Raw genomic sequence first — 16952 nt, forward strand, 5'->3', positions numbered from 1 at the left:
CTCCCCCCACACCTCCGAGACAAGGGGTCCCCGCACCATGTCCCGACACTGGAGACTCGCACCCCTGTGGGTGCTGGCCCTGCTCGCCGCGCTGCTCGCGGTCAGTCCGCCGGCCCCCGCCCACGCCGCCACCGCCACCTCGGTCACCGTGGACGGCACGCAGGGCGGCAGGACCTTCGACGGCATCGGCGCGATCAGCGGCGGCGGCGGCAACTCCCGCCTGCTGACCGACTACCCGGCCGCCCAGCAGGCGCAGATCCTCGACTACCTCTTCAAGCCGGACTACGGCGCGAGCCTGCAACTGCTCAAGGCCGAGATCGGCGGCGACGCGAACTCCACCGACGGCTCCGAGCCGTCCGTCGAGCACACCCGCGGCCAGATCAACTGCAACGCCGGATACGAGTTCTGGCTGATGGAGCAGGCCAAGGCCCGCAACCCCGGCATCAAGCTGTACGGGCTCGCGTGGGCGGCGCCCGGCTGGATCAGCGGCGGCTTCTGGTCCACCGACACCATCAACTACCTGATCTCCTGGCTCGGCTGCGCCAAGCAGCACAACCTGACCATCGACTACCTCGGCGGCTGGAACGAGCGCGGCCACGACGTCAACTGGTACATCCAGCTGCGCTCGGCCCTCAACGCCGCCGGATACGGCGGCGTCCAGATCGTCGGCGACGACAGCGGCTGGGGCGTGGCCGACGACATGGCGGCCAACTCCGCGTTCAACAGCGCGGTCTCCGTCATCGGCGCCCACTACCCGTGCCAGGGCGGCGACGGCGGCACCGCCGAGACGTGTTCGAGCACCACCACCGCGAGGAACAACGGCAAGCCGCTGTGGGCCAGCGAGAACGGCTCCATCGACATGGACCAGGGCGCCCCGCCGCTGATCCGCTCCATCACCCGCGGCTATGTGGACGCGAGGATGACCGCCTACCTCAACTGGCCGCTCGTCGCCGCGATCTACCCCAACCTGCCCTACGCCACGGTCGGCCTGGCGACCGCCGCGTCCCCCTGGTCGGGCCACTACGGCATCGGTGAGAACACCTGGGCCACCGCCCAGGTCACCCAGTTCAGCCAGCCCGGCTGGAAGTTCATCGACTCCGCGTCGGGCTATCTCGGCGGCACCGAGTCCAACGGCAGCTACGTGACGCTCAAGTCGCCCAACGGCAGCGACTATTCGACGGTGCTGGAGACCACCACCGCGACCGCCGCCCAGACCGCGACCGTGCATGTGCAGGGCGGCCTGTCCACCGGCACCGTCCACGTCTGGGCGACCCGGGTCAACTCGCCGAGCGCGGCGACGGACTTCGTCCACACCCAGGACATCACGCCGTCCGGCGGATCGTACTCGCTGACCCTTCAGCCCGGTTACGTCTACACCGTGACCACGACCACCGGGCAGGGCAAGGGCACCGCGACCGCGCCCGCCGACCACGCGCTGGCGCTGCCGTACTCCGACACCTACGACAGCACCGCCACCAACACCGAGGCCAGGTACCTGTCCGACATGCAGGGCTCCTTCGAGGCCCGGCCGTGCGCCGGCGGGCGCTCGGGGCAGTGCGTGCAGCAGGTCACCCCGGTCAAGCCGATCGAGTGGCAGGACGACTCGGACGCCTTCACGCTGGCCGGCGACCCGACCTGGTCCAACTACACGGTCAGCACCGACGTCAACCTCCAGCAGGCCGGCACCGTCACCCTGCTCGGCCGGGCCGGCACCCAGAACCGCCCGCAGGGCCACCAGGCCGCCTACCAGCTGCGGTTGAGCGACACCGGCGCCTGGTCCATCGCCAAGAACACCAGCTCGGGCAATCTCAGCACGCTGGCGTCCGGCACCCGTGCCGCGCTCGGCCTGAACACCTGGCACACGGCCACGCTGGGCTTCTCCGGCGACCAGATCACCGCAACCCTCGACGGCGGCACCCTCGGCACGGTCAACGACAACTCCTACGGCAGCGGCCAGGTCGGCTTCGGCGTCGTCGGCTACCAGACCGACCAGTTCGACAACCTGTCGGTCACCCCGAAGGCCGCGGGCAACATCAGCGGGGTCCTCAAGGGCCGGCAGTCCGGGCTGTGCGCCGACGTGCCCGCCTCCAGCCAGGCCAACGGCACCGCGGTCGCCCTGTGGGGCTGCAACGGCGGCGCCAACCAGACCTGGACCGCGACCCCGTCGAAGCAGCTCATGGTCTACGGCACCAAGTGCCTCGACGCGGCGGCCGGCGGCACCGCCGACGGCACCCTGGTACAGATATACGACTGCAACGGCACCGCGGCCCAGCAGTGGACCGTCAACGCCGACGGCAGCGTCGTCGGCGTCGGCTCCGGCAAGTGCCTGGACGCGGCCAAGCTCGGCACGGCCAACGGCACCCCGCTGGAGCTGTGGAGCTGCAACGGGGGTGCGAACCAGAAGTGGGACCGCGGCAGCGTCACCACCGCGCTGCGCGGCCAGGAGTCCGGCCGCTGCGTCGACGTACCCGCCGCCAACCAGGCCAACGGCACCCGGCCCGCGCTGTGGGACTGCAACGGCGGCAGCAACCAGGCCTGGACCTCCACGGCCAACGGCCGGCTGACCGTGTTCGACAGCAAGTGCCTGCAACCGGTGGGCGGCGCCACGGCGGACGGCACCGGTGTCGAGATCTACGACTGCAACGGGAGCGCCGGCCAGCAGTGGACCGTCAGGTCCGACGGCACGGTCGTGGGCGTCGCCTCGGGCAAGTGCCTGGACGCCACCGCTGACGGAACCGCCAACAGCACGCCGCTGGACATCTGGACCTGCACCGGCGGCGCCAACCAGATCTGGGGGACCGGACGATGAAGCGAACTCTCCTTGCCGCCGCGGCGGCACTGGTGACCACGGCCGCGCTGAGCGTGGCGGGCGCGACGGCCGCCGGCGCGCAGTCCCCGGCCGCCGCCCCCTCCTCGCTGCGGCTGATGCCGCTCGGCGACTCGATCACCTGGGGCGTCGGCAGCAGCACGGGCGACAGCTACCGCTCCACGCTGTGGAACGACCTGGCGGGCGAGGGACACGCGCTGGACTTCGTCGGCAGCGGACGCAACGGCGTCATGTCCGACTCCGACAACGAGGGCCACTCCGGCTGGCGGATCGACCAGATCGCCGGCATCACCGACGCCGCCCTGGCCCGCTACCGGCCCAACGTCATCACCCTGATGATCGGCACCAACGACCTCAACCAGAACTACCAGGTGCCCACCGCCACCACCCGGCTGCGCGCGCTGGTCGACCGGATCACCGCTGACGCCCCCGACGCGACGGTGCTGCTCGCCTCGCTGATCGTCTCCACCAACTCCACAGAGGAGCCGAACCGCCCGGCCTTCAACCAGGCCGTGCCCGGCATCGTGCAGGCGGAGCAGGCGGCGGGAAAGCACGTCGGCTACGTCGACATGGGCGCGCTGACCGCCGCCGACCTCTCCGACGACCTGCACCCCAACGACGGCGGCTACGCCAAGATGGCCACCGCCTTCAACTCCGCGGTCCAGACCGCGGACGCCGCCGGGTGGATCCACGCACCCGTGCCGCTCACCAGCGGCGTCGTCCACTCCGGCATCAGCGGCAAGTGCCTGGACGACAACGGCAGTTCCACCGCCAACGGCACCGCGGTCCAGCTGTGGAGCTGCAACAACAGCAGCGCCCAGGTGTGGAGCACCCCCGGCGACGGCACCCTGCGCGTCCTCGGCAAGTGCCTGGACGCCACCGCGAACGGCACCGCCAACGGCACCAGGACCGAGATCTGGGACTGCAACGGCGGCGGCAACCAGCAGTGGCAGCCGTACAACGGCGGCTACCGCAACCCGGTGTCGGGCCGCTGCCTGGACGACCCGTCGTCCTCGACAGCGGACGGCACACAGCTCCAGCTCTGGGACTGCAACGGCACCAGTGCCCAGAAGTGGACGGCGCCGCAGACGTCCTGACGCCCCTCGCGCCCCTGCCACCCCTGCCCTGCCGGACCCCTCTCCGGCGGAGCAGGGCCAGGTGTGGCCAATGGCCGGGACAGCGAACGCGGTTCGGGCTAACGTCTCCTCAACGGCCTTTGCCTACAGGGGTGTACATGCTGGACGAAGCACTCGCCGCGCTCGCGGCGTCGGGGGGAGCGGCCGTCGCCGCGGCTGCGGGCACGGAGGCCTGGACGGGCCTGCGCGGCAGCCTGGCCCGCTGGTTCGGCCGCGGCAGCGAACGCCGTGAGACCGCCGTTCTGGCCCGCCTCGACCAGACGGGGGCGGAGCTGGCGACGGCGGAGCCCGCGCAACTGGAGAGCGTACGGTCGGCCTACCGCGCGATCTGGCAGACCCGCATCCAGGACCTGCTGGAGGACCTCGACGCGGAGGAGCGCGAGCAGGCCGCGGCCGGGCTGCGCCGGGTGCTGGCCGAACTGCCGCCCGTCCGGAACCAGGTGAGCGCGGACCGCGGTGGCGTCGCCGCGGGCGGCGACCTCACCGTACGGGCGGAGGGCGACGGTTCCGTCGCCGCCGCCGTGGTGCGGGGCGATGTGAACGTCGGGCGGCCCTGGACCGCGGGCGGTGGCGGGAGCCCGGACCGCCCTTCGCCGCCGGACGCCTCCCAGGGCTGAGCGATCCGGCGTCCCACCGCCCGACGGCGCCGCCGGAACGGCAGGGTGCGGCGTCCCGGCCGGCCCTGTGGCCGTGGCTGGCCCGCCCCTCGGCCGGCTTCGCGGTGCCGGCGGTGTCCGCGGTTCCGGCCGCACCGGAAGTGCCGCCCGCCGCCCATGGCGTGCCCCCCGCCGCAACCGCCCTGAGCGTCCGTGGCGACCTGCACGTGGAGAGCCGGGGCGGCGGCGTCTCGGTCGGCCAGACCCACACCTTCAACCTCACCCAGTACCAGGGTTCCGCCCCGGCCTCCCCCGTACCGCTGCCGCACCGCATCGGGCGCGTCCCCGGCAGGGCGCCGCACTTCCAGGACCGGCGCGAGAGCGAGGCGCTGGCCGCCGCCCCGCCGGGCCGGCCGCTGGTCCTCACCGGCACCGCCGGTACCGGCAAGAGCCAGATCGCCGCACGGTTCGCGGAAAACGCCTGGGAGCAGGGCGAGTTGCAGCTGCTGCTGTGGATCGCCGACGCCACCCAGGAGGCCGTCACCGCCGCCTATGTGCGGGCCGCGCAGGACCTGTTCGGCCGCCACTTCCCCGACCCGGCCGAGGGCGTCCAGGCGTTCCTCAACTGGCTCCGTCCGGCGGGCGGTACGCAGCCGCGCCCGTGGCTGGTCGTGCTGGACGGTGTCGTGGACCCCGCCGGCCTCGCCGACTGGCAGTGGCCGCCGGCCAGTCCGGTCGGGCGGGTGCTGGTCACCAGCCGCCGCCGGGACTTCGACGCGGCCATGGAGCCGGAGATCATCCGGGTCTGGGACTTCACGCCCGAGGAGGCCCGCGCGTATCTGCACCGCGCCCTGGACCAGGGGCAGTCGGGACCGGTCTCCGAGACGGAGGTCGGCGAGCTGGCCGACCAGCTCGGCGGCCTGCCCCAGGCCCTCGCGCACGCCGTCCGGCACATCGCGACCGAGGGCATCACCGTCGAGGAGTACGTCGATCTGCTCGACGACCGCGAGGCGTACGAATCCGTCGTGCACCTCCCGCTGTGGCTGTCCATCGAAGCCGCGGACCGCGCGGTCCCCGAGGGCGTGACGGTCTATGTGCTCGCGCTGGCCAGTGTCCTGGGCGAGGAGGGGGTGCCGGACGACGTCCTGTCCTGCGCGCCCGCGCTGGCGCTGCTCACCCGGCTGAGCGAGGCGGCCGCCGAGGTGACCGCGGGGGACGTCGCCGCCGTGCTGCGCGTGCTGCACGGCCACAGCCTGGTCGACATCCAGCAGGAGCGCGCGTACCGGACCGTACGCGTCGAGACGCCGGTGCGCGGGGCGGTCCTGGCCGCGGTGAACGCGGGGCCCCTCGCGGATCTGGTCCGCGACGCCGCCGGGGTGCTGGCCGCCGTGTGGCCCGAGGTCGAGCGCGACGCCGGGCGGGCCCAGTTGCTGAGGGCCGGCGCCGGGACGCTGACCGACGCCGCCGATTTCGCGCTGCTGCGCGACGGCATCCACCCGGTGGTCTTCCGGGCCGGCCGCAGCGCCGGTGAGTCGGGCCGACCGGCCGCGGCGCAGGCGTACTTCCGCGAGGTGGCCGCCGTCGCGAGCGACCTGATCGGCGGCGAGCACCCCGATGTGCTCAGGGCGCTGGTCTGCGCGGCCCGCTGGCGCGGCGCCGGAGGGGACGACTCCGGAGCCGCGGCGGAGCTGACCGGGCTGCTCGCGTCGCAGCGGCGGCAGCTGGCCGCCGACCACCCCGACATCCTCACGACCCGCTACCACCGGGCGGCGTGCCGCATGTCCGCGGAAGGCTGGGACTCGGCGGGGCCGCGGGCCGCGGTCACCAGTGTCCTCGCGGATCAGACACGGGTGCTCGGCCCTGACCACCCCGACACCGTGGCCACCCTGCTGGCCGTGGTGGAGGCGACGGTCGACCAGCACGCCTATGCGGTCGGCGGCGCCGACGCGGTGGTGGAGCGGCTCCTCGGCCCTGACCGCCCCGACGTGATCGAGGAGGTGGACATCGCGGCGGCGCTGGTCACCGAGCTGGAGCGGGTCCTCGGCCCCGACCGCCCCGGCACCGTCGTCGCACGCCGGCTCCTGGCGGCCGCCCATCTGCGGGCCGGCGACGAGGACACCGCGCGGGCCGCCTCGGCGACCGCGCTCGCCGAGGCGCAGAGGGCACTCGGCCCCGGCCACCCCGTCACCCTGGCCGTGCGACGGCAGACGGCGTTCATGAGCCGCATGTGGGGCGGGCACGTGACAGCGACCCCGGCGCTCGTCGGCGTACTCGCGGACCAGAAGAAGCTGCTGCCCGCCGATCACCCCGAGATCCTGGAGACGCGGCACTGCCTGCTGTACATCCGCTACCGGGTCGACCAGGCACGTACTCCGCACGTGGAACCTGATCAGCTGCTGGACGACTACGCCGCCCTGCTCGCCGACGCGCGGCGGGCCTTCGGCCCCGACCACCACCGCAGCCTCAGCGTTCTCGACTGGATCGGCGATGTACAGGCGTCCCTGCTCAGCCCGGTGGCGGCGATCGTGACGCTCGCGGAAGTGGTCGGCCGGCGCTCGCGCGTCCTCGGCCACGACCACCCGAGGACGCTCGACGCGCGCACCGGTCTCGCCACGCGACGCGGCCTGGCGGGAGACGCCGTCGGCGCCGTCGTCGGGCTGGCCGAGGTCGTTGTCGAGCAGACCCGGATTCTGGGCCCCGACCACCTCGACACCCTCCGCACCCGGTACAACCTCGCCGTCCAGCGCGGGAAGGCCGGCGACCTGCCCGGAGCGGACGCCGAACTGACCCGGCTGTGCTCCGATGTCGAACGGATCAGGGGCGACACTGGCGGCAAGACCCACCGAGTCGGTGAGTCGCTTGCTCGCTGGAGGCGGGTGGCTTCCGCGGCGAAGCCGAGGTGACCCGCCGGCGGCCTTGGCGGCTGCCCCGTCCCGCGCGTCACATCGGAGGGCGGACGCCGACGCTGTCGAGGAAGGCCTCGGCCGCGGGGAGGCCCGCGGTGTCGAGCACAGCCGCGACGTATCCGTCGGGGCGGACGAGTACCCACCGGCCCGACGCGAGCCCGTAGCCGTCGCGGACGTGGCCGCCGGGGTCGCGGATGTCGCCCCGGGCGCCGATGGTGTGGACGCGCAGGCCGGTACGCGGGGCCGGGGCCGAGGCCCGGTCGACGCCGTGGCCGAGCAGGGTCCAGTGCGGGCCGCGGAAGAGCATGAAGAGCCGGGTGGGCAGCCCGCCGGCGCCGGTCACAGGTGCGTCGGGCGCGCGGTCGCCGGGCCGTACGCCCTTGTCGTGCCCGGGACTTGCCAGCGACAGGGGCGAGTCGGGGTAGCCGAGGTCGAGTTGGCCGACCTCACGGCCCCGGCGGTGGTCGCGGTTCCTGGCGGCTTCGAGCAGCCGGGTGGACAGGCCGAGTACGTCCTCGGCGATCGGGCGGCGCTCGGCCTCGTAGCTGTCCAGCAGCGTGTCCGGGGCGCCGCCGAGGACGCCGGCGAGCTTCCAGCCGAGGTTGTAGGCGTCCTGGACACCGGTGTTGAGGCCCTGCCCGCCGGTCGGCGGGTGGCAGTGCGCCGCGTCCCCGGCCAGGAACACGCGGCCTTGCCGGTAGGTGTCGGCCAGCCGGGCGTTCATCTCGAAGGCGGACGCCCAGGAGACCGCGCGGATCGCGAGGTCGTCCCGGCCGGTGCGCTCGCGTACCAGCGCGGTGAGCCCCGCGGCCGACAGGTCGACCTCGACGTCGAAGGGGAGCGGCCCCTGGAGCTGGAACATCTCGGTGCCGTACAGCGGGCACAGCGACACCTGCGCCCCCGTCCCGTCCCCCCAGCGGTGCCAGGCGTCGGCGGTGACGCCCTCGGCCAGGACATCGGCGACGACCGCCCGCACACCCAGGGTCCGGCCGGGAAAGCCGATGCCGAGGGCCTTGCGCACGGTGCTCGATCCCCCGTCGGCGCCGATCAGGTAGCGCGCCCGCACGGTCTGTTCGCCGCCCGGGCCGGCGATCTCCGCGGTGACGCCGTCGGCGTCCTGTGCGAAGCCGGTCAGCTCGCGGCCGTGGCGCGGGATGTGCCCCAGCTCGGCGAGGCGCTCGCGCAGCCGCCGCTCGGTGAGGAACTGCGGCACGAGCAGCGGAATCCGGTACGGCTCGGCGGCCGTCGGCTCCGACCGTACGGCGACGGGCTCGTCGACCGTCGTCCCGTCGTCGGTGTAGTGGCGCTGCACGGGATATTCACCGCCGGAGGCGACGATCGCGTCGATCACTCCGAGGTCTTCGAACACCTCCTGGCTGCGCGGCTGAATACCCTTGCCGCGCGACCCGGCGAACGGCCCGGCGGCCTTGTCGATCAGCAGGAAGCGGATGTGCCGCCGTGCTAGGTCGACAGCCAGCGTCAGCCCGGCCGCGCCGGCCCCGCAAATAACCACGTCGGTGTCCATGGGAACCCTCCTCGCCACGCGGATGACCCGCGGCGCGGGTCTGCCGCAGCGATGTAGTACGTGGCACCAACGAAACTAGTTGGTGCCACGTACTACGTCAAGCGGTCCGATCGCGTCGTCGGGATCTTGCTACCGTCAGCGGTACGCGCCCGCTGGTCCTGCGCGCCCACGGCGGCGGCCGGCACGAGCAGGCCCCGTCGTCCTCTCCCGCGCGGCGCTGCGTCAGCGACTGCGGTCGCCGCCAACAGGGAGGCGTGGGATGTCGCAGACGGCATTGCCGTTCGCTGAGCTGCTAGCGCGGTTGCCGATCGTCGGCCGTCCATCTGGAGAGGCGCGACGTCTACGGCGTGGCCGAGGAGGACGCGGACTTCGCCGCATGGCGGGCGGGACGCAGGTGTACGGAGGGTGATCGCGCGGACTGGTGGACCCCGTTCCACGACGCGGTGGCCCTGGCCCTGGCCGTGGCGCGAGGCGTCGTCGTACGCCGGGCGCGTATCGTCTCCGAGCCGGTGACCGACTGCATCCGGTACGAGCACGCCTGTACGTTCCGGAACGTCGCGGCCGGGAGCAGGTGCGATGGCTCCTCCGTCGGCTGGCATCGGACCTTCTGCCGCCAGGCAACGACCTGTGGCTGTTCGACGACAACCTCCTGCGCTTCTCGCTCTTCACCGGGGACGGCGCATTCGTCGAGGACACGCTGTGCGACGACCTCGCCGTGATCAAGGGCGTGGCCGACGCGTTCGGGCAAGTGTGGTGCCGGGCTGTGCGGCGCACGGAGTGCACCCGCGCGGGGTCGAGGTCGCCGCGTGAGCGCGGGGGAGGTGCGGCTGCTGCGGTGGGCCACGGCGGGCGGGCGGCCGTGCTTTCTGCTCGGCGGCGGCTCCGGCCGCGTGACCCGGGTCGCGGACAACATCGGGAGCGTGCGGCTCGCGACGGCCGCGGACCTGCTGGGCCACGCGGCCGACGTGTTCGCCGACCACCGGGTCACCGGACCGCAAGTGCGCTTCCTGGCCGGGCGGTTGGCGGAGTCGCTGCGTGACGTGCACCGCATCGCGGAGAGCCGCGGCGCCCGGCTCCCCCCGCCGCCCGAGGTAGACGGCGGCACCTCCTAGCCGCCCAGGGGCGCGCGCCCGGCCGAAGCGCACCGCGAACACCCTCCCGGGGGGTGTGCGGCAAGCCGCGGCGGGGCGGCAGGTCCCAGGGGCGAGCCCGTGCGAGGGCGCAGGTTCACTCGCCCGAGCGTCGATCGGGTGACTTGGGCGGCTGCGCTTGACGGGAGTGCGGGGGTGGCGGTTCACCATGGTGACCGAACACCTCTTTTCCGCCGAAAAAGGAGAAAACGACCGATGCGACAGGGTCCGCTGGCCGGCCGCTATCCCGCGGTGGCGACGATGGTCGTTCTCGCCCTGGTGCCGTATCTGGCGCTCTCGGCGGCGTTGGGGCCCATCACGCCGCTGATCGCCAGGGAGCTGGGCATGAGCCTCCAGGCGATGAACGTGACCGCGGGCATGGCCAACGCCGGCTACGCGGTGGGGACGGTCCTGGCGGTGCAGTTCGCCCAGCACCTGCCGCAGCGGCGGATGCTGCTGGTCTACGGCGCCGTGCTGCTGATCGGCTCGGTGCTCACCGCGGCGGCGGTCGACCCCGCGATGTTCATCGTCGGGCACGTCCTGCAAGGCCTGTGCACCAGCCTGCTGCTGATCGCGGCCGTGCCGCCGCTGATCATCGGATACCCGGCGGCCAGGCTGCGTACGACCGCGGTGATCATGAACGTCTGCATCTTCGGCGCGGTCGCGCTCGGCCCGGTGCTCGGCGGCGTCCAGGCCAACGCCAACGGCTGGCGCCCGCTGTTCTGGGCCATCGCCGGAATCGCCGCGGGGGCGCTCGTGCTGTCCGCCGTGACCTTCCAGGACACCCCGCCGAACGAGCCGGGCGCACCCGTCGACTACATCGCGCTCGCGCTGGCCACCGTCGGGTGCGCGGCGGCCTTCTTCGGCGCCTCGGAGCTGCTCACCCACCCCTTCGTGGACGCCCTCACGTGCGGGCCGCTGATCGGCGGGCTGCTGCTGATCGTCATCCTGTTCGTCCACGAGTACACGGCCAGGCGTCCGCTGCTGTGCGTGGGGAGCCTGGTCAGCACGCTCCCGGTCGCCGGTGTCGTCGCCGCCATCTGCGCGGCCGCCGCGTCGGTGTCGGCGATCTCGCTGACCCTGACCACGCTCGCGCGCCACTACTCGCCCCTGCACCTGGGGCTGCTCTACCTGCCCGAATTCGGCGGCGCGGTGATCGCCGCCTTCGTCTTCGGCTCCGTCTTCCGCACCCACCTGCTGCACTACTTCGTCCTGGTCGGCCTGCTCTTCCTGACCGTCGGCATCGTGCTCATGAACGCCGCCGCCCCGCCCACGGGCCCCCTGACCTCGGTGGGCTCGGGCCTGGTCGGCGTCGGCGTCGGCTCCTCCGTCGTGCCCGCGCTGTTCATCGCCGGCTTCTCGCTGCGCTCCACCAACGTGCAGCGCGTGTTCGCGATCATCGAGCTGATGCGGGCGGTGGCGGCGTTCATGATCGCGCCCGTGCTGCTCTACGTCGCCGCCAACGTCGGCAGCGACCCCGACTCGGGTACGAGGACGGCCCTGTGGATCTGCTTCGGGATCTCGGTGGCGGGCGCGCTGGGCGCCATCGGCCTGTACGTGGCCGGCCGGGTCCGGCCGCCGACGCCGTCGGTGGACGGCTGGATGAGCGGCGAACGGCCCGGCTGGGACTCCCCGCCGCTCTTCGCCCGGTTCAGGCAGCCCGTGGAGCGCGACGACTCCTGCCTCTAGCTCCAGCCGGAGCGCTGCCGGCCGGCCCTAGCCGCGCAGCAGCGCGGCCACCGCCGCGACGACGACCTCGCGGCGGTGCGCGGCGGAGCCGTCGGCGACCACCACCTCGTACTCGGGGATGTTCGCGCTCCAGAAGCCCGAGAGGTGGAGCACCAGCCCGAGGAGTTCGGGTGCGGAGAAGCGGGCGGGCAGCCGGCCCGCCTCCTGCGCCGCCGCGATCGCCCGGACCTTCGCCGTGTTGCTGTCCACGACGACCGGCAGCAGCGCGGCGCTGCCGGCCCGCTCCAGGCGGTACCAGGTCGCGAGGCGCTGCACCCAGGGGCGCTCGACGTAGGAGTCGTGCAGGCGCCCCGCGTATTCGGGCAGGTCGTCCGGGTCGATGGGGACCGCGTCGACCGTCTCGCGGCACATCGCGTCGAAGACGGCGTCGAAGAGGCCGTCCTTGCTGCCGAAGTAGTGGTAGATCTGCGCCTTGTTGCTGCGGGCGTCGGTCGCGATGCGGTCGACCCGGCTGCCGGCGATGCCGTACGCGGCGAATTCACGGGTCGCCGCGTCCAGCAGGCGGCGCCGGGTGGCTTCCGCGTCCCGGCCTATGACGTCCCTCTTCATGGCGCCCAGCGTATCAACTAACCAGACAGTTGACATCGGTCCCGTCGCGGAGTTGCATGGGAGCCGTTACTAATCAACCGGTTAGTAAACAGCCTCCAAGGAGCCCCTCATGCCCTCCACCCCCTCCGTCTTCCTGGTCAGCGGCGCCTCCCGCGGGCTCGGCCGGGAGATCGTCCGGGCCGCGCTGGACGCCGGCCACCAGGTCGTCGCCGGTGTGCGCAGCCCCGAGTCGCTGGACGACCTCGCCGCCGAGTACGGCGACCGGCTCGCCGTCGTCGCGCTCGACGTGACCGACGACGAGGCCGCCCGCGCGGCCGTGCGCACCGCCGTCGACCGGTTCGGGCGGCTCGACGTCCTGGTCAACAACGCCGGGTACGCCAATGTCGGCTCGGTCGAGGACGTCGACTTCGACGACTTCCGCACCCAGGTCGACACCAACCTCTTCGGCGTGGTCCGGCTCACCAGGGCCGCGCTGCCGGTGATGCGCGAGCAGCGCTCCGGGCACGTGGTGCAGGTGTCCTCGGTCGGCGGCCGGATGGCCACCCCGGGCCTGTCGGCCTACCAGTCGGCGAAATGGGCCGTCGGCGGCTTCTCCTCGGTGCTGGCGGGCGAGGTCGGGCCGCTGGGCATCAAGGTGACCGTGCTGGAGCCCGGCGGCATGCGCACCGACTGGGCCGGGTCCTCGATGCGGGTCGACCCGATCCGCCCGGAGTACGCCGGGACGGTCGGCGTGATGGCCGCCATGCACGGCCCCGAGGCGCTCGGCGCCAGCGACCCGGCGAAGGTCGCGCGGCTCGTACTGGACGTCGTCGCGCTCGACGAACCGCCGCTGCGGCTGCTGGTCGGCCCCGACGCGTACGCCTACGCCACCGCCGCGGGCCGCGCGCTGCTCGCCGAGGACGAGCGGTGGCGCGCGCTCAGCGAGTCGACCACCGCGGACGGCGCCACGCAGGCGCAGATCGACCCGCTGGGGCAGGCGGGCTGAGGCTGCCGCGCGCCGCCCGCCGGGACCGCCGGAATCCGCGCATCCCCGGCCCCGTCATGGGCAACACGCCCAGCAGCAGGGGCAGTTGGGACCAGCGTCCGAACTGCCGGACCCGCGTGGCATCCTGTGACCTTCACGCTTCGCCGGCCCCGGTCGGCGAAACGCTCAGGGGGTTGGGGGAAGGTCGCATGAAGCTCTGCTTTCTCGTGGAGGAGCACTACCGCCACGACGGGATGCCGGTCGAGGTGATCCGCCGACTCCGCGCCTGGGGGCACCAGGTGGACGTGCTGCGACCGGGGGGATCGCTGCTGCGGATGACCGAGGTCGTCGGGGCGGGCAGCCACGACGCCTGGGTGCTCAAGACCGTGTCCGGCGGCCCCGGGCTCACCCTGCTGGAAGCCGCCGCCTGCGCCGGGATGGCCACGATCAACGACGCCCGCTCGATCCGCGGCGTCCGCGACAAGGCGCTCGCCGCGGCGATCGGGCGCAGCCGCGGACTGCCCATGCCGCCGACCTACGCCGCCGCCCGGCCCGAACTCCTCGCCGACATACCCGAGTCCGACTACCCGCTGGTCGTCAAGCCCGCCGACGGCAGCTCGGGACGGGCCGTCCACCTGCTCGCCGCCCCCGACCGGCTGGCCGCGCTGCTGCCGGTGCTGCGCGGCGAACGCCTGCTCATCGCCCAGCCGTACGTGCCCAACCAGGGCGTCGACATCAAGGTCTACTGCGTCGGTGACGACTTCTACGCCACCGAGCGCAATTCCCCGCTGCACCCCGACCGGCCGCACCGCGAACGCCGGGTGCCGCTGCCGCGCGAGGTCGCCGCGATCGCCGCGCAGGTCGGCGCGGTCTACGGACTCGACCTCTACGGCCTCGACGTGCTCCTCGGCCCGGATGGGCCGGTCGTCGTGGACGTGAACGACTTCCCCAGCTTCCGGCAGGTCCCCGACGCGGCCTCCCGCGTCGCCAGCGCCGTCCTCGCCCTGGCCCGCGGCGGGCGGCCGGGCGCGTCGCCGCAGCCCGCCGCCGTACCCGTGCCGGTCGCGGCCGGCGACACCCTGTGAGGATCGGCCTCATCACGCCCGACCCCGGCCATCCGCTGCTGGCCGCGGCCACCGCGCTGCTCACCTCCTCGGGCGGCCACCGGGTCGAGGTGCTCGACCCCGCCGCCGCGCCGGACGGCACGCCCGCCGACGTCTACCTCCTCAAGTCCCGCACACCCCGCGCGCTCGCCCTCGCCCGCGAGCTGGAGTCGCGCGGCGCCCGGGTCGTCAACTCGGCCGCCGCGACCGGGCGGTGCCAGGACCGTACGGCCATGGCGCGGGACGCGCTGCGCGCCGGGCTGCCCTTCGCCCCGACCCGCAGCTACGCCTCCGGCGCCGAACTCGCCCTCGGTGAGGCCGCGTCGGCGGGGCCGGTGGTGGTCAAGAGCCGGCACAGCCGCAAGGGGGACGTGGTCGTGCGGCTCGACAGCGCCTCACGCATACGGGATTTCGCGGCCGGGGCGGCGCACGAGCCCTACGTCGTCCAGGACTTCGTGCGGAACCCGGGCTGGGACCACAAGCTGTGGGCGGTCGGCCCGCACCTCTTCGCCGCCGTCCGCCGCTCCGAACTCTCCCCGCACGCACCCGGCGGCGGCCCCGTCCCGCTCGCCGAACTGCCCCCCGCCTGGCCCGCCCTCGTCCGCCGGGTCGGCGAGGTCTTCGGCCTCGACGTCTACGGGGTCGACGTGATCGACGGGGGCGGCGGCGACGCGCTCATCATCGACGTCAACGCCTTCCCCGGCATCAGGAACCAGCCCGGCGCCCCCGACGCCCTGGCCGAATTCGCCCTGCGGGCGGGACGCGAGGCCCTGCGGTAAGAGGACACGCCACGGTCGGCGACCGGGTATCGCGTACGAGTCCCGCCCCCGCGAGTCCCGTCGCCAGCCCTGTGCCCTGAGCCGTACGGCCGGGAGCGTCGGCCGACGCGGGGGCCCGGTCGGGGCCGATCCCGAGCGCGGACGGGATGTGGCGCGGACTCGCGGCGGAGGAGCGCCCGGCAAGCGGGCTGTCGTAGCCCGGGGGTGCACCGGGTCCCGCGGCCGGTCGTGCTCGCGCCCGGCGGGGAGGCGCCCGGCCTGTCGGCTGCGTCCCCCGGCGCGGCCGACGCGGGGGTGTAGCGCCCGGCAACGGGGTTGTCGCCGCCCGAGGTCGACCGGGTCTCGCGGGTCGGTGGTCCTCGCCCGGCGGGGGCGCGGCAGGCCCGTCGCCCGCGTCCCCCGTGTCCCGCACCGATCCAGCGCCCGCGCCACGGGCACCCGCGCCTCGACCGGCAGGTCGGTATCGCCGAGTATCGGCAGCCGGAGCAGCCGGAGCAGCCGCCCCTCCTGCGAGGGGTCAGCGCAGGGTGCGGAAGCCCTGGCGGAGGCGCTGGGCGGTGAGCAGGCGGCGCTCGTAGGTGGCGCCGACGTAGAGCAGGAGGCCGCCGGCCGCGGCGACCGGGGCCCAGTGCGGGAGCTGGCCGATGGACTGGGCGACGGTGGGGGCGAGTTCGTGGGCGGCGTCGGCGAGCACGACCGCGCCGCCCGTGGCCAGCGGCGCCCGCAGCCGGTGCCGGGCGCCCAGCAGGGTGACCGCCAGGGCGGTGAGGCCCAGCAGCAGCGGGCGCAGCCAGTGCGTATCGGCCCACGCGGCCACCAGGCTCGGCAGCAGCGAGAACGCCAGCCCGGAGCCGTACGCCGCCCACGAGCCGACCGACGCGTCCCGGCGCCGCCGCAGATGGCCGAGTGCCAGCAGCACGGCGGACACGCTGACGGTGTACGGCTCCGGAGCCCCCACCCCCGCGAGGGCCAGCCGGACCCAGGAGGACGCCGCGAGCAGCGCCGCCGCGCCGGTCGCGCCCGCCATCCGCCGGTCGGCCCGCAGCGCGAGCCCGGCGCAGGCGGCGCCCGCGACGGCGAGGGCGACACTGAGCGCGTCCGGGTGCGACGCGGTGGCCACCAGCGCCGCGGCCCCGGCGGCGTACCCGCTGTGTTCGACGGCGAGCGCGACGCGGCCCTTCAGCGCCGCCGCCACCGGTACGGTCGCCACCGCGACGCCCAGCACGGCGAACGCCGTGAGGTGCGGCGGGAGTCCGGCCGCGGTGGCCGCGCGGGCGGCCTCGTAGGCCGGCGCGCAGACCGCGAACGCCGCCGCGGGCACGCGGATACGTCCGCCGGCCGCGAGGCACGCGGCCAGGACCGCCGCGGCGGCCCACACGGTGAGCGCGGCGGCGTCGCTCGGCAGCGACCAGAACAGGGCGACCACCCCCGGCGCGAGCAGCGCGCACAGCTGCGGCGCCGGATCGGCCGCGGGCCGACGCAGCAGGTGTACGCCGCCACCCACCGCCGCCAGTCCGGCCACCCCGACCTCGGCCGCGTACGGCAGCCCGACCGCCACCGGCGCGGCCACCACCGCGGCAGCCCCGGCGAGCACGGCCCCGCACCGCAGCTCCACCGCCGCCCGCCCGAACCGCCGGACGGCACCCCCCGACACCACGGCGACCACTCCGGCGACGACGGCCACCACC

The 16952-nt window shown here is 74.2% G+C and carries 12 protein-coding genes and 1 pseudogene; 10 read left to right on the forward strand and 3 right to left on the reverse strand.

Annotated features, from left to right (window positions below; all coding sequences use genetic code 11):
• Positions 1 to 37 precede the first annotated feature (37 nt).
• The 4 genes from V7E46_RS25350 (at position 38) to V7E46_RS25365 (ending at position 7462) form a co-directional block, all read left to right on the forward strand.
• Positions 38 to 2809, forward strand: a complete 2772-nt coding sequence (locus tag V7E46_RS25350; RefSeq protein ID WP_333770571.1) for a ricin-type beta-trefoil lectin domain protein — start codon at positions 38 to 40, stop codon at positions 2807 to 2809.
• The gene (locus tag V7E46_RS25355; RefSeq protein ID WP_333770572.1) at positions 2806 to 3924 is read left to right on the forward strand and encodes a ricin-type beta-trefoil lectin domain protein; all 1119 of its coding nucleotides are present in this window, start codon (positions 2806 to 2808) and stop codon (positions 3922 to 3924) included. The genes V7E46_RS25350 and V7E46_RS25355 overlap by 4 nt, the downstream gene beginning before the upstream one ends.
• A gap of 137 nt (positions 3925 to 4061) precedes the next feature.
• Positions 4062 to 4580, forward strand: coding sequence for a hypothetical protein (locus V7E46_RS25360; protein ID WP_333770573.1), 519 nt, complete (start codon positions 4062 to 4064; stop codon positions 4578 to 4580).
• A 113-nt stretch (positions 4581 to 4693) separates the two neighbouring features.
• The gene (locus tag V7E46_RS25365; RefSeq protein ID WP_333770574.1) at positions 4694 to 7462 is read left to right on the forward strand and encodes a hypothetical protein; all 2769 of its coding nucleotides are present in this window, start codon (positions 4694 to 4696) and stop codon (positions 7460 to 7462) included.
• A gap of 37 nt (positions 7463 to 7499) precedes the next feature.
• Here V7E46_RS25365 and V7E46_RS25370 read toward each other — a convergent pair whose 3' ends face one another.
• A complete protein-coding gene (locus V7E46_RS25370) occupies positions 7500 to 8990 on the reverse strand; it encodes an FAD-dependent oxidoreductase (RefSeq protein ID WP_333770575.1) in 1491 nt (496 codons plus the stop codon).
• Between the two features lie 347 nt (positions 8991 to 9337).
• On the opposite strand from V7E46_RS25370, the pseudogene V7E46_RS25375 reads away from it, so the two are divergent.
• The 3 genes and pseudogenes from V7E46_RS25375 to V7E46_RS25385 all read left to right on the forward strand — a co-directional run.
• Positions 9338 to 9705, forward strand: a pseudogene (locus V7E46_RS25375) (DUF6879 family protein); the annotation flags it as partial.
• Between the two features lie 91 nt (positions 9706 to 9796).
• Positions 9797 to 10102: a hypothetical protein gene (locus V7E46_RS25380; protein WP_333770576.1), complete on the forward strand. Its 306-nt coding sequence runs from the start codon at positions 9797 to 9799 to the stop codon at positions 10100 to 10102.
• Positions 10103 to 10336: 234 nt separating this feature from the next.
• On the forward strand, positions 10337 to 11809 hold the full coding sequence (locus tag V7E46_RS25385; protein WP_333770577.1) for an MFS transporter: 1473 nt from the start codon (positions 10337 to 10339) through the stop codon (positions 11807 to 11809).
• Positions 11810 to 11836: 27 nt separating this feature from the next.
• Here V7E46_RS25385 and V7E46_RS25390 read toward each other — a convergent pair whose 3' ends face one another.
• A complete protein-coding gene (locus V7E46_RS25390; RefSeq protein ID WP_333770578.1) occupies positions 11837 to 12418 on the reverse strand; it encodes a TetR family transcriptional regulator in 582 nt (193 codons plus the stop codon).
• Positions 12419 to 12527: 109 nt separating this feature from the next.
• Between V7E46_RS25390 and V7E46_RS25395 the strand changes: the two genes are divergently transcribed.
• From V7E46_RS25395 to V7E46_RS25405, 3 genes are all read left to right on the forward strand, one after another.
• The gene (locus V7E46_RS25395) at positions 12528 to 13403 is read left to right on the forward strand and encodes an SDR family NAD(P)-dependent oxidoreductase (RefSeq protein WP_333770579.1); all 876 of its coding nucleotides are present in this window, start codon (positions 12528 to 12530) and stop codon (positions 13401 to 13403) included.
• A gap of 188 nt (positions 13404 to 13591) precedes the next feature.
• Positions 13592 to 14467, forward strand: a complete 876-nt coding sequence (locus V7E46_RS25400) for an ATP-grasp domain-containing protein (protein ID WP_333770580.1) — start codon at positions 13592 to 13594, stop codon at positions 14465 to 14467.
• Positions 14464 to 15264 carry an ATP-grasp domain-containing protein gene (locus V7E46_RS25405; protein WP_333770581.1) on the forward strand — a complete coding sequence of 267 codons (801 nt, stop codon included), beginning with the start codon at positions 14464 to 14466 and terminating at the stop codon, positions 15262 to 15264. The genes V7E46_RS25400 and V7E46_RS25405 overlap by 4 nt, the downstream gene beginning before the upstream one ends.
• Before the next feature lie 517 nt (positions 15265 to 15781).
• Here the strand turns inward: V7E46_RS25405 and V7E46_RS25410 are convergent.
• Positions 15782 to 16952 (reverse strand): SCO7613 C-terminal domain-containing membrane protein (locus V7E46_RS25410; protein ID WP_443054339.1); only part of this gene is annotated, 1171 nt, incomplete at its 5' end.

Source organism: Streptomyces sp. IBSBF 2435, from assembly GCF_036815005.1.
In the GTDB taxonomy this organism is placed as follows: domain Bacteria; phylum Actinomycetota; class Actinomycetes; order Streptomycetales; family Streptomycetaceae; genus Actinacidiphila.